This window comes from Enterovirga sp., from assembly GCF_035325185.1.
Taxonomy (GTDB): Bacteria; Pseudomonadota; Alphaproteobacteria; order Rhizobiales; family Beijerinckiaceae; genus Enterovirga.
In genome coordinates this window covers 77,360-89,629 of record NZ_DAOLAJ010000003.1, presented here as the reverse complement: position 1 = coordinate 89,629, position 12,270 = coordinate 77,360, and the positions used below count along the sequence as shown (strand labels likewise).

Sequence of the window (12,270 nt, the reverse complement as noted above, 5' to 3'; positions counted from 1 at the left end):
CGGGGCGGCGCCGACCACGCTGCACGCCTTTCTCGCGCAGGTCTGCGGCGGCTCCGCCGCCCTGCGCCGGATCACCGCGGCTTTCTCCGTCGCGGCGCTGCTGGGCCTCGCGGGGGCGGAGGCCGCGGCGCTCGCCGCCATGGCGGCCCCGCTCACGGGCCATGGCGCCGCCTGGTTCGCGGCCTCGGCCGCGGCCGCCGGCCTCTGCGCCGTGGCGGCCGGCCCGGAGGGCGCGCGATACGTGGCGCAGGCCCTGCTCGGCGCCGTCCTCGTCGGCCTCCTCGGCGCGGCCACCTTCCTGCTCTACCTGAGCGCCTCGGACCTGCACCCGATGCCGCCTCACGGCGCCTTCGCCCTGGTCGCGCTCGCGGCCTCCTGCCTCGCCCTCCTGGCCTATCGCCAGACCAAATATATCGAGACGCCCCATCTCCTCGCGCCGGAGGAGAGGTCGCGCTCGCGCCGGCTCGCGGCCCGGCAGGTGCGGCTGGCGCAGAGATTCGCCAATGTCGCCATCTCGGTACTCGCGGTGCTCGTCGTGATGCTCGTGGGCCTGGAACTCTATTTCCTCGGCCCGACGGATATTCTCGGGAGTGCCCTCGCGGCCTTCGGCACGGCGCCACACGTCCCGGCCGGATGCCTTTCCATCGCACTCATGGCCGTCGCCTATCCGCTGGCGGATGCCGCGAGCTGGCGGAACGCCGGCGACCTCGCCGCCCGCGCCCCGGACTCTTTCCGCCCGCCGATGCGCATGGTCGCCGGCGAGACGGCGATGATGGGGATCGCCGCCGCCGCGCTCGGGGCCCTCGCGGCCCTCTCGACCGACCTGCTGCCCGATGCCGGCGGCTTGCCCGATCTCGTCCGCCAGCTGATCCTGCTCGACAACGAGATCAGCGACGCCGCCCTGACGCTGCTGCTGGTCGGATGCTTCGCCATGGCCGCCGCGACGATGGTCATGACCATCTCGGCGGCCCTGGCGACGGTCACCCTCGACATCCTGCCGGCCTTGGAGACCGGATCGGAAACAGGCGGGCCGGAGCCGGCCGCCCGCGCGGCCGTCGTCGTGACGGCGGCCGGCGGCCTCGTCGCCGGCGCCGTCTGGCTCGCCTCGGGCATTCCCTCGGCGGGCGTGCTCGACGAGCGGTTCCTCGCCCTGGCCCTGGCCTTCGCCAGCCTGCAAACCTCGCTGCTGCCGCTGCTGCTGGCCCGATTCCGCGGCCTCGCCTTGCCCGGCCCCGGCGCGGCCCTCGGCGTGGTCGCGGCCGGTGCGGCGGCCGCACTCGGCACCGTCGCGATCCATGCCGCCACGGCCGATGCGCTCTGGCTCTGGCTCGCGCCTCCGGCGAGCCTCCTCTCGGGCCTCCTGCCGCTCGCCGTCCTGGCCCGCCGCCGCGCGGTTACGCCTGGGGAATAAGCGGCCGCCTCACGCCTGCGCGGCGAATTGCTCGACGATATGCGTCTTGCCGCAGACGATGAGGAGATCGCCGGGCTCGACCATCGTCTCGGGGCGGGCATAGACGAAATCCTGCCGCGGCCTCTTCACGCCGATCACGGTCACGCCGAAGCGCGCCCGCAGCTGGGAATCGGCCAGGGCCCGGCCGACCGCCTCCTGGGGCGCGCGCATCTTCACGATGGCGAAGCCGTCGTCGAACTCGATGAAATCCATCATCCGGCTGGTGACGAGATGGGCGACGCGCTCGCCCATGGCCGCCTCGGGGAAGATGACGTGGTGCGCCCCGATGCGCTCCAGGATGCGCCCGTGATTCTCGGTGACCGCCTTCGCCCAGATATCGGGCACGCCGATCTCGGCGAGCGCCAGCACGGTGAGGGCGCTGGCCTCGATATCGGTGCCGATCGCGACGACCGCATGGGGGAATTCCTGCACGCCGAGGCTGCGGAGCGTGTCGGCGTCGATGCAGCTCGCCTGGACGACATGGGTGAGCCGGTCGGACCATTGCTGGACGAGGCTGAGATCGACATCCAGGGCCAGCACGTTGTGGCCGAGCCGGACCAGCGCATCGGCGACGGAGCTGCCGAAGCGGCCGAGCCCGATCACCACGACGTTGTTGATCTGGTCGGTGCGCAGGCGCTGCGCCATCACGAAACTCCCCTCTCGGACTCGCGAGGACCGAGGCCGTCCGGGCGCAGGGCTCCGCGCGAAGCGGCTTCGGCTTCGCGTGAGGACCTGACCCGGGTCATTGCTTCAGCCGACAATAGGCCGCTCCTCGGGATAGCGGAAGGTGGCGCTGCGCTCCTTGAGCGCGAGCACGCTCGCCACGGTGACGGTGCCGACGCGCCCGAGAAACATCAGGCAGGTGAGGAGCAGCAGCGCCGGATCCGGCAGGTGCGGCGTGATGCCGGTGGAGAGGCCCGTGGTGGCGAAGGCGGAGATGACCTCGAACAGCACCTGCTCCAAGGTGAAATCGGTCAGGCTGAGCATGATCAGCACGCCGATGGCCACGACGCCGACCGCGAGCAGCACGATGGCGAGCGCCTGGCGCTGCGCCTGCTGGCTGAGGCGGCGGCGGAAGGCGGTGGCGTCCACCTCGCCGCGGACCTCCGCCCAGACGACGAAGCCGAGGATGAGGAAGGTGGTGACCTTGATGCCGCCGGCCGTGCCGGCGCTGCCGCCGCCGATCAGCATCAGGACGTCGCTTACCGCGAGCGTCGTCCGCTCCATCTTGCCGATATCCACGCTGTTGAAGCCGGCGCTGCGCGTCATCACGGAGTGGAAGGCGGCGTTGAGCAGCTTGTCCGGCCAGGCGAGCGCTCCGATCGTCGCGAGGTTGTCCCACTCGTAGGCCGCGACCGCGACGAAGCCGGCGCCCAGCAGCAGGGCCGTGCCGAACAGCGTCATCTTGGAATGGACCGACCAGCGCGAGGGGTTGCGCGGGCCGCGGGCAAGCTCGTGGATCACGGGAAATCCGAGGCTGCCGATCACGACGGCCAGCATGATCGGGACCAGGATGAAGGGATCGTGCGCGAAGCGCGTCATGCCCTCCGAATAGGTCGAGAAGCCCGCATGGTTGAAGGCGAAGACGGCGTGGCACAGACCGTGCCAGAGCGCGTCGCCCCAGCCGTGGTCATAGGCATAGCGGAACCGCAGCGTCAGCACCGCCATCGTGGCGATCTCGACGGTCGCGGTGACGGCCAGGATCAGGCGCAGGACGGTGGTGATGTCCCCGAGCCGCAGACTGCGCGTCTCGGCCTGGGCGATGAGCCGCGTCGGCAAACCGAGCCGCCGGCTCACGAGGAGGCCGAGCAGCGTGGCGCCGGTCATGATCCCGAGCCCGCCGATCTGCGCCAGGACCAGGATGGCCCCCTGGCCGAAAGGCGCCCAATAGGTCGCGGTGTCCGTGGCGGCGAGGCCCGTCACGCAGACGGCCGAGGTCGCGGTGAACAGTGCGACGACGAAAGGCGCATGGCCGGGCGCGGCGCGGGCGGCAGGGAGCATCAGCACCGCCGTCCCAAGCGCGATCACCGTCAGGAAGGAGATCGGAATGATCCGGCTGGGATGATTCAGCTTGGTCCTGCGCACGGCCGTTCTGGCTCCGTGGGTGGGGTTCTCGATTCACGTCATAGCGCGCCCTCGCCGCCGCCGGAACGCGGCGGCGGGGGCCAGATGCGATCGCCCTGCCGTCATGGCCGGGCATGTCCCCGACCGACGTCCGATTGACTCACCGCATATGAGAACATAACAAGAACATACTGGCGGGGAAGGCCCCGGCGGAAATCTGTGGAGCCGGATTGCGCGCATGTCCCAGCATGCCGAAAGTCCTGTCGTGGCCGCACTTCGGGAGCGGATCCGGCATCTCGAAGGCGCGCCGGGATCGCGCCATCCGGTTCTCCCCTTCGGGGTGGAGGAGATGGACCGGCGGCTGCCCGGCGGCGGGCTCGCCCTCGGCGCCGTGCACGAGGTGGCGGGAGGCGGGCGCGGGGCCGTGGACGGGGCGGCGGCGGCCTTGTTCGTCGCCGGCATCGCGGCTCGCGCCAAGGGCAAGGTGCTCTGGTGCGTCACCCGCAGCGATCTCTTCGCGCCGGCCCTGGCGCAGGCGGGACTGGCCCCCGACCGGCTGATCCATCTCGAGGCGGGAGACGAGACGGCGCTACTCGCCTGTTTCGAGGAGGGGCTGCGCCATGGCGGACCCGGCGCGGTCGTGGCCGAGGTGGCGCGTCTGTCGATGACGGCCTCGCGGCGGCTCCAGCTCGCCGCCGAGGGCACGGGCGCGATCGGCCTCGCGCTCCGGCGCTGGCGGCGCGAGACCGAGGCGGCCGGTTTCGGGCAGCCGACCGCATCGGCCACGCGCTGGCGCGTCTCCATGCTGTCGTCCCGGCCGCTGCCGGTGCCCGGCCTCGGGCGCGCCCGCTGGCTGGTCGAGCTGGTCCGATGCCGCGCCGGAGAAAGCGCGGATTTCGAGGTGGAGGCTTGCGATGGCAAGGGTCGTCTCGCTCTTCCTGCCACGATGGCCCACCGACCGCCTGAGGCGGGCTTCAGCCGACGCGCCGCCTCGTGACATTCCCCTCGCCCTGTCCGGGCATGACGGGCGGCGGGTCGTGACCGCGCTCGACACGGCGGCCGAGGCGCTCGGCATCCGCATCGGCATGCCTGCGGCGAAGGCGCAGGCCCTCGCGCCGTCGCTCGTGCTGAGGAAAGCCGACCCATGGGCCGATGCCGAGGCGCTGGACCGGCTCGCGCTCCGGGCGCTTCTGCGGATATCCCCCATGGTCGCGGCCGATCCGCCCGACGGGCTCGTGATCGAGACGAGCGGCGCGGATCATCTGCACGGCGGCGAAGCCCGGATGCTGGACCGGCTGGCGCGAAGCCTCACGCGGGCCGGGATCGAGGCCCGCGCCGCCGTCGCCGGAAGCTGGGGCGCGGCCCATGCCGCGGCACGCTTCCTCGCACGCCGGACGACGGTCGTGCCGCCGGGCCGGGACGAGGCGCTGCTGCGGCGCCTGCCGGTCGCGGCCCTGCGCCTCGATTCCGAGACGGCCCGCAGCCTGAGAACGCTCGGATTCGATCTCGTGGGCGACCTGCTCGACCGCCCCCGGGCGCCGCTCGCCCTGCGCTTCGGGCCGCGGCTCGTCCGCCGGCTCGACCAGGCGCTCGGCCTCGCGGCGGAGCCCATCGAGCCGGTTCGGGAGGCGCGGATCGTCGAGATCCGCCGCGTCTTTGCCGAGCCGATCGGGGCGCCGGAAACGATCGCCCGCTACGTGGACAAGATGGTCGGCGCTCTCTGCGCTGAACTGGAGGCGCGGGGGCTCGGCGCGCGCCGCCTCGACCTCCTCTTCCACCGGATCGATGGCACGCGGCAGGCGATCCGCGCCGGCACGGCACGGCCGGCGCGGCAGGCCGGCCACCTGACGCGCCTCTTCCGCGAGAAGATCGGGGCGGTCGAGCCCGGCTTCGGGATCGAGGCGATGGCGCTCGCGGCGGTGCTCGCCGAGCCTCTCGGCGCGAGACAGGCGGTTTCGCCGCTGGCGGAAGAGCCGGAGGCCGATCTCTCGGACCTGATCGACATCCTCGCGAGCCGGGTCGGCGAGCATCGGCTCTGCCGCTTCGCCCCGGTGGAGAGCGACGTGCCGGAGCGCTCGGTCGCGCGCATATCCCCGCTCGCCCCCGAGACGGGCGCAGGATGGGAGAGCCGCTGGCCGCGCCCGCCGCGCCTCCTGCCCCGGCCAGAGCCGGTCGAGACCATGGCCCTTCTGCCGGACCATCCGCCCGTCTGGTTCACCTGGCGCGGCCTGCGCCGGCGCGTGCGCCGCGCGGACGGGCCCGAGCGCATCCGGGGCGAATGGTGGAAGCGCGACGCCGAGATGGCGGCCGTGCGGGATTATTTCCGGGTCGAGGACGAGGCCGGCGAGCGCTACTGGCTCTTCCGCTCCGGGGACGGGGAGCGTCCCGAGAGCGGCAGCCGGCGCTGGTTCCTGCACGGCATCTTCGGATGAGCGCGCCGCGATATGCCGAATTGCAGGTGACGAGCCATTTCAGCTTCCTGCGCGGCGCCTCCTCCTGCGAGGAGTTGTTCGCGAAGGCCACGGACCTCGGCATCGAGGCGCTCGGCATCGTCGACCGCAACTCGCTCGCCGGCACCGTGCGCGCCCACGAGGCGGCGAGGGAAAACGGCATCCGTCTCGTCGTCGGCTGCCGCCTCGACCTGGAGGACGGCCTCCCGGTTCTCGTCTATCCGAGCTGCCGCGCCGCCTATGCGCGCCTCTGCCGCCTGCTCTCGCTCGGCAAGGCGCGCGGCGGCAAGGCGAAATGCCGCCTCGCCTGGGACGATCTCGCTGCCCAGGGCGAGGGACTTCTCGCCATCCTCCTGCCGGACGAAGCCGATGCGGCCTGCACCCTGCGGCTGCGCCGCCTGCGGGAGGCTTTCGGCGACCGCGCCTATCTGGCACTGACGCTGCGCCGGCGCCCGAACGACCAGCTTCGCCTCTGGGAATTGTCGAACATGGCGGCAACGGCGCGGGTGCCAACGGTCGTCACCAACGACGTGCTCTTCCACGAGCCCGGCCGCCAGGTGCTTCAGGACGTCGTGACCGCGATCCGGCACAACGTCACCGTCGACGAACTGGGACATCGCCGCGAGCTTTTCGCCGACCGCCACCTGAAGCCGCCGCAAGACATGCACCGGCTCTTCGCCCGCTATCCCGAGGCGCTCGCGCGCACCCTGGAAATCCCGGGACGCTGCCCCTTCTCGCTCGATGAGCTGGCCTACCAGTACCCGGAAGAGAAGCTCCATCCCAACCTCACCCCTCAGCAGGCGCTGGAGGCGCTGACCTGGGAGGGCGCGGCCGGGCGCTATCCCGAGGGCGTGCCGGACAAGGTGCGGCGCGGTCTCGAACACGAATTGCAGCTGATCGAGAAGCTCGCCTATGCGCCCTATTTCCTGACCGTGAACGCGATCGTGCGCTTCGCGCGCTCGCAGGGCATCCTCTGCCAGGGCCGGGGCTCGGCCGCGAACAGCTCGGTCTGCTACGTGCTCGGGATCACCTCGATCGACCCGGAGCGCAGCGATCTCCTGTTCGAGCGCTTCGTCTCCGAGGAGCGCCGGGAACCTCCCGACATCGACGTCGATTTCGAGCACGAGCGGCGCGAGGAGGTGATCCAGTGGGTCTACGAGACCTATGGCCGCGACCGCGCCGCGCTCTGCGCGACGGTGATCCGCTACCGCTCCAGGGGGGCGCTCCGCGACGTCGGCAAGGCGCTCGGCCTGCCCGGGGATCTCCTCAAGTCTCTCTCCTCCCAGGCGCCCGGCTGGTCGGAGAAGATCGGGCGCGAGCATGCCGAGGCCCTCGGGCTGAACACGGGCGAGCGCCGCCTGCGCCTCGCTCTGGATCTTGCCCGCCAGCTCGTCGGCGCGCCCCGCCACCTCTCCCAGCATCCGGGCGGCTTCGTGCTCACGCGCGAGCGGCTCGACGACCTCGTGCCGATCGAGCCCGCGACGATGGCGGACCGGCAGGTGATCGAGTGGGACAAGGACGACATCGACGCCCTGCGCTTCATGAAGGTCGACGTGCTTGCGCTCGGCATGCTGTCCTGCATGCGCCGCGCCTTCGACCTTCTCGCCGCCCACAAGGGCACCCGGCGCGACCTCGCGACGATCCCGGCCGAGGATCCAGACACCTATGCGATGATCGCCCGGGCGGACACGCTCGGCACCTTCCAGATCGAGAGCCGGGCGCAGATGTCCATGCTGCCGCGCCTGAAGCCGCGCACCTTCTACGACCTCGTCATCCAGGTCGCGATCGTGCGGCCGGGCCCGATCCAGGGCGACATGGTCCATCCCTATCTGCGCCGCCGCGAGGGCAAGGAGAAGGTCTCGTATCCGAAGCCCGAGCTTGCGGCGGTGCTCGGCAAGACGTTCGGCGTGCCGCTGTTCCAGGAGCAGGCGATGCGGGTCGCGATCGAATGCGCCGGCTTCACGCCCGGCGAGGCCGACCAACTCCGCCGCGCCATGGCCACCTTCAAGCAGACCGGCACCATCTCGGCCTTCGGACAGAAGCTGATCTGCGGCATGGTGGCCAACGGCTACGAGGAGGGATTCGCCCGGCAGATCTTCCGCCAGCTGGAAGGCTTCGGCAGCTACGGCTTCCCGGAGAGCCACGCGGCCTCCTTCGCCCTCATCGCCTATGCCTCGTCCTGGATGAAATGCCGGCACCCGGACGTCTTCTGCTGCGCGCTCCTCAACGCCCAGCCCATGGGCTTCTACGCGCCGGCACAGATCGTGCGGGACGCCGCCGCGCACGGCGTCGAGATCCGCCCCCCCTGCATCAATGCCAGCCGCTGGGATTGCACCCTCGAGCCGGCCGGCGAGGGACCGCTCGCGGTCAGGCTCGGGCTTCGCATGGTGCAGGGACTCGGCAATGCCGAGGCGGCGCGCCTCGTCTCATGCCGGGCCGACCAGCCTTATGCCTCGGTCGACGATCTCTGGCGCCGGGCCGCGATCTCCTCTGTCGCTCTCGTCGCGCTGGCCGGGGCCGACGCCTTCCGTCCCTCGCTGGGCCTCGCCCGCCGCGAGGCGCTCTGGGCGATCAAGGCGCTGCGCGACGAGCCGCTGCCGCTCTTCGCCGCCGCGGCGGCGCGCGAGGCCGGCCCTCTCGCCGAGCAGCCCGAGCCGCCCGCGCGGCTGCGCCCGATGACGGAAGGCGGCGAGGTCGTCGAGGACTACGCCCGTCTCGGCCTCACCCTGCGCCGGCATCCGCTCTCCTTCCTGCGGCCGGACCTCGCGCGCCGGCGCATCCTGACCTGCGCCGAGGCCGTCGCCTCCCGCGACCGCCGCCGGGTCGAGGTGGCCGGGCTCGTCCTCGTCCGCCAGCGGCCGGGCTCGGCCAAGGGGGTGATGTTCGTCACGATCGAGGACGAGACCGCCATCGCCAATCTCGTCGTCTGGCAGGACGTCTTCGAGCGGTTCCGCCGCATCGTGATCGGCGCCGGCATGATCGGCGTGCGCGGCCGGGTGCAGCGCGAGGGAGAGGTCGTCCACATCATCGCCCGGAGCCTGACCGACCTGTCGGCCGAGCTTGCAAGCGTCGGCGAGCGCGAGGCGCGCCGTCCCGGTGAGGCGCACCATTCCGCCGATCCCCCGGGCCCGGCGATGAAGCTGCCCAAGACGCGGGACTTCCGGTAGCGCCGCCTCAGCCCCTCCCGGCCGGCGCCTGGATGCGGGATTTCCACTGGCCGCCCCTGCCGCGCCAGAAGCGCCAGGCCGAGGCGAAGGTCGCGCCGAGATAGAACAAGGCGACGAGCGGAAGGAGGGGCGCCCAGAGCGGCGAGCGGCGGTAATAGGCGAGCATCGGCGCATAGGCGCAGCACATCAGCGCCCAGGCGAGCCATGCGGGCCAGCCCCTCGCGCCGAGCGCGAGCGCGGCCACGGGCGGGACGAGATAGACGATCGCCATGCCGAGGACCGTGCCCGCGAGGAGCCAGGCCGAATAGCGAAGCTGCGTGAAGGCGGTGCGCGCGATCATGTCCCAGATGTCCCGCCACGATTCGTAGGGACGCAGCGACCGGCTCCCGGCGGCGAGATCGAGGCGGATGGGATGGCTTCCCGCGCCGCGATGCTTGATGCGCGCGGCGAGGCTGCAATCGTCGATCAATTCGGCGCGGATCGCTTCGATCCCGCCCGCCTCCTCCAGCGCCGTGCGGCGCACCAGCATGCAGCCCCCCGCCGCCGCGGCCGTCCCGGCGCGCGGATCGGCGACCCATGCGAACGGATAGAGCTTGGCGAAGAAGAACACGAAGGCCGGGATCAGCGCCCGCTCCCAGACCGAATCGCAGCGCAGGCGCACCATCAGCGAGACGAGGTCGCGCTTCTCGGCCAAGGCGCGCAGGACGAGCTGCGTCAGCATGTCGGGGGGATGGGCGATATCGGCATCGGTGAGCAGCAGGAGCCCGGCCTCGAAGCCCAGCCCCCGCGCGGCCTCGATCCCCTGCGACTGCGCCCACACCTTGCCCGACCAGCCCGCCGGAAGCGGCCCGGCCGCGACGACCGTGAGCCTGTCCGGGCAGGGCGAGGCGCGGGTGGCTGCGCGCGCGGCCTCCGCCGTGCCGTCGCTGCTGTGATCGTCGACGACGATCACATGGAACACGCCGCCGTAATCCTGCCGGAGCAGCGAAGCCATGGCCTCGCCGATCGCATCGGCCTCGTTGCGCGCCGGCACCACGGCGCAGACCGAAGGCCACCCCGCCGCGGGCGTAGCCGCCGGCAGCGACACGGCCGGCCGCGCGCGCCAGAAGCCGCCGCGGCCGAGCAGCAGGACGAGCCAGATCAGCAGCGAGAGGCAGGACGCCGCAAAGAGGATCGTCATCGTCCCTCGGCCGGGGCGGGAGGAGGCGGCGAGCCATGGACCGTGTCCAGGGAGAGCCGCCGCCGGATTTCGAGCGGCCCGTGCTGGTCGCGCCCGTCATAGGTCGCATAGCACAGCTCCCGCACGGCGAGGGCGGGCGGGGGAGGAGGCAGGGCAGCGAGCCTCTCGCGGATCTCCCCGGCCGGAACGCGCCGGTGATAGAGGCCGATCGTGACATGCGGCACATAGGCCGCCTGGCGGATTTCCGGAGCGTCCCGCGCGAGATGGTCGCGCCAGCCCCGCAGCCGCGATTGCGGGTCGCCCACGGGAAGATAGGCCGCACTGGCGAAGCTGTCGGCCGGCAGGAGCGGGAGAGAACAGGCCGGGCCGCGGGCGCAGCCGAGCCGGGCGGCCTGCCGCTCGAGCTGCTCCGGCGTGAAATCGTCGTCCCATCTGATCCGCGGCTGCTCGAAGCCGCAGACGAACAGCGTCACATGGGGCTCGCGCCGGCCGGCGGGGTGCAGCAGGTCGCAAAGCCTCTCGCGGATGTCCCGCAGATAGCCGGCCAGAGGCGGCGTCCCGGCGGGGATCATCCAGATGCCATAGCGAATCCGGCCCCGGCGCCATTCCGGGTAGTCGCGGATATCCGCGGGGATGCTGTGGGTGAAGGCGCCGGAACGGGCAGCTTCCGGTTTCTGCGAGGATGCGGCCATGGATGTCTCGGCGCCCGCATATCTCCCTTCGGCCTCCGCGGCCAGACGCGCATCCGGCAGGAGACATGGAGCTTGACGTGGGAATTATTCCCACGTATTGGCCGCCTCCTTTCGAGGCTCCGGCGGGGCGCGCCTGCGCCGGATGCCTCGCCTCCTTGGAGGAAGCAGCCATGGGAACCGGCCTCGTCGCGCTTTTGAGGCGCCTTCCGCTCTCGGCACCGCGCCGCCTCGCCAAGAGTTTTCTTCGCGAAACGGGCCTCCGGCTCGCCGGCCGCCAGGAGGTGCTGGGACGAATGGATGAAGGAGACATCCGCTACAGCCTCCAGATCCCCGGCCTGTCCGGCCCCTATCTCCTGACGCGCAGCGCGATCTCCATCGGCGGCTGGGTGATCGACACCCGGACCGGCGCCGTCCCGCAGGTCCGGGCGCGGCTGCGGGGCGAGACGGTCCTCGCCGAGCGACTGGAGCGGGCCGATCTCCGCGCGGCCCTGTCGGACCTCGCCGCGCTTCCCCTCGATTGCGGCTTCGGCCTCGACCTGACGGCGCGGCCGGGCGCGGGCATCCTCACGCTGGAGGCGGAGCTGTCCGAGGAGCGATGGGAGACGGTCTTCCGCTGCGTCGTCCTGTGCTGGGACAGGAAGCTTCCACGCTTCGTCGAGGGCGACATCTGGCGCTACCGCGACTGGGCGCGGCGCGAGGATGCCCTCTCGGCCGACAGCGAGGGCGAGCAGCGGGAATATGCCCGGGTCCTCGCCGGGCGGCCTTCCGTCTCCGTCGTGGTGTTGCCCGGGAAAGGCGATCGCGGCGCGACCTGCGCCTCCATCCTGGCCCAGACCCATCCGGCGCACGAGACGATCCTCGTCGACCCGGCGGCGGAAACTGCAACCCTCGCCGCCGCCCTGCGCGCCGCGCGGGGCGATTACGTCCTGCCGCTCCTCGCCGGAGACCGGCTGAGGCCCGAGGCGCTGCTTGTCCTCGCGGGATATCTCGCGGCCGATCCCTCCCTCGACCTCGTCTATGCGGACGAGGATGCGGATGGCGAGGGGCGGGAGCCGATTCCCTATTTCAAGCCCGACTGGAGCCCCGACACGCTGGAAGCCTTCGACTATCTCGGCGCGCCCGTCCTGTACCGGACCTCCGAGGCGCGCCTGACCGAGGCGGACGGGCCCTACGACCTCGCGCTCCGCTTCACCGAGACGAAGCGCGCCATCCGCCACGTGCCGCGCATCCTGTGCAGGCGGGCCGCGGCGCCGACCGCGCCCGCGCC

At 71.9% G+C, this 12,270-nt stretch carries 7 protein-coding genes and 2 pseudogenes; 5 read left to right on the top strand and 4 right to left on the bottom strand.

Annotated elements, in window-relative coordinates; genetic code table 11:
• Positions 1 to 1,411, top strand: a pseudogene (locus tag PKD06_RS01400) (hypothetical protein); the annotation flags it as partial.
• Between the two features lie 9 nt (positions 1,412 to 1,420).
• Here PKD06_RS01400 and PKD06_RS01395 read toward each other — a convergent pair.
• Together PKD06_RS01395 and PKD06_RS01390 are read right to left on the bottom strand one after the other, a co-directional pair.
• Positions 1,421 to 2,095 carry a TrkA family potassium uptake protein gene (locus PKD06_RS01395; protein WP_324376990.1) on the bottom strand — a complete coding sequence of 225 codons (675 nt, stop codon included), beginning with the start codon at positions 2,093 to 2,095 and terminating at the stop codon, positions 1,421 to 1,423.
• 105 nt (positions 2,096 to 2,200) lie between these two features.
• Positions 2,201 to 3,535 (bottom strand): potassium transporter TrkG, encoded by a 1,335-nt coding sequence (locus PKD06_RS01390; protein ID WP_324376988.1) that lies wholly within the window; start codon positions 3,533 to 3,535, stop codon positions 2,201 to 2,203.
• A gap of 217 nt (positions 3,536 to 3,752) precedes the next feature.
• Between PKD06_RS01390 and PKD06_RS01385 the strand changes: the two genes are divergently transcribed.
• From PKD06_RS01385 to PKD06_RS01375, 3 genes are read left to right on the top strand one after another with little or no spacing between them, the layout of a single operon-like run.
• Positions 3,753 to 4,511 (top strand): ImuA family protein, encoded by a 759-nt coding sequence (locus tag PKD06_RS01385; RefSeq protein ID WP_324376986.1) that lies wholly within the window; start codon positions 3,753 to 3,755, stop codon positions 4,509 to 4,511.
• Positions 4,429 to 5,946: a DNA polymerase Y family protein gene (locus PKD06_RS01380; protein WP_324376984.1), complete on the top strand. Its 1,518-nt coding sequence runs from the start codon at positions 4,429 to 4,431 to the stop codon at positions 5,944 to 5,946. Before PKD06_RS01385 ends, PKD06_RS01380 begins: the two co-directional genes overlap by 83 nt.
• Positions 5,943 to 9,131 carry an error-prone DNA polymerase gene (locus tag PKD06_RS01375; RefSeq protein ID WP_324376982.1) on the top strand — a complete coding sequence of 1,063 codons (3,189 nt, stop codon included), beginning with the start codon at positions 5,943 to 5,945 and terminating at the stop codon, positions 9,129 to 9,131. The genes PKD06_RS01380 and PKD06_RS01375 overlap by 4 nt, the downstream gene beginning before the upstream one ends.
• Positions 9,132 to 9,138: 7 nt before the next feature.
• Here PKD06_RS01375 and PKD06_RS01370 read toward each other — a convergent pair whose 3' ends face one another.
• Both PKD06_RS01370 and PKD06_RS01365 read right to left on the bottom strand, forming a co-directional pair.
• Positions 9,139 to 10,311 carry a glycosyltransferase gene (locus PKD06_RS01370; RefSeq protein ID WP_324376980.1) on the bottom strand — a complete coding sequence of 391 codons (1,173 nt, stop codon included), beginning with the start codon at positions 10,309 to 10,311 and terminating at the stop codon, positions 9,139 to 9,141.
• Positions 10,308 to 11,003: a 2'-5' RNA ligase family protein gene (locus tag PKD06_RS01365; protein WP_324376978.1), complete on the bottom strand. Its 696-nt coding sequence runs from the start codon at positions 11,001 to 11,003 to the stop codon at positions 10,308 to 10,310. The genes PKD06_RS01370 and PKD06_RS01365 overlap by 4 nt, the downstream gene beginning before the upstream one ends.
• A 293-nt stretch (positions 11,004 to 11,296) precedes the next feature.
• Between PKD06_RS01365 and PKD06_RS01360 the strand changes: the two are divergent.
• Positions 11,297 to 12,270: pseudogene (locus tag PKD06_RS01360) on the top strand (hypothetical protein); the annotation flags it as partial.

What these genes read in the sequence shown, in the direction of transcription:
- PKD06_RS01375 (WP_324376982.1), top strand. Translation starts at nt 5,943, where the DNA reads ATGAGCGCGCCGCGATATGCCGAATTGCAGGTGACGAGCCATTTCAGC.
- PKD06_RS01370 (WP_324376980.1), bottom strand. Translation starts at nt 10,311, where the DNA reads ATGACGATCCTCTTTGCGGCGTCCTGCCTCTCGCTGCTGATCTGGCTC.
- PKD06_RS01380 (WP_324376984.1), top strand. Translation starts at nt 4,429, where the DNA reads ATGGCAAGGGTCGTCTCGCTCTTCCTGCCACGATGGCCCACCGACCGC.
- PKD06_RS01365 (WP_324376978.1), bottom strand. Translation starts at nt 11,003, where the DNA reads ATGGCCGCATCCTCGCAGAAACCGGAAGCTGCCCGTTCCGGCGCCTTC.
- PKD06_RS01385 (WP_324376986.1), top strand. Translation starts at nt 3,753, where the DNA reads ATGTCCCAGCATGCCGAAAGTCCTGTCGTGGCCGCACTTCGGGAGCGG.
- PKD06_RS01395 (WP_324376990.1), bottom strand. Translation starts at nt 2,095, where the DNA reads ATGGCGCAGCGCCTGCGCACCGACCAGATCAACAACGTCGTGGTGATC.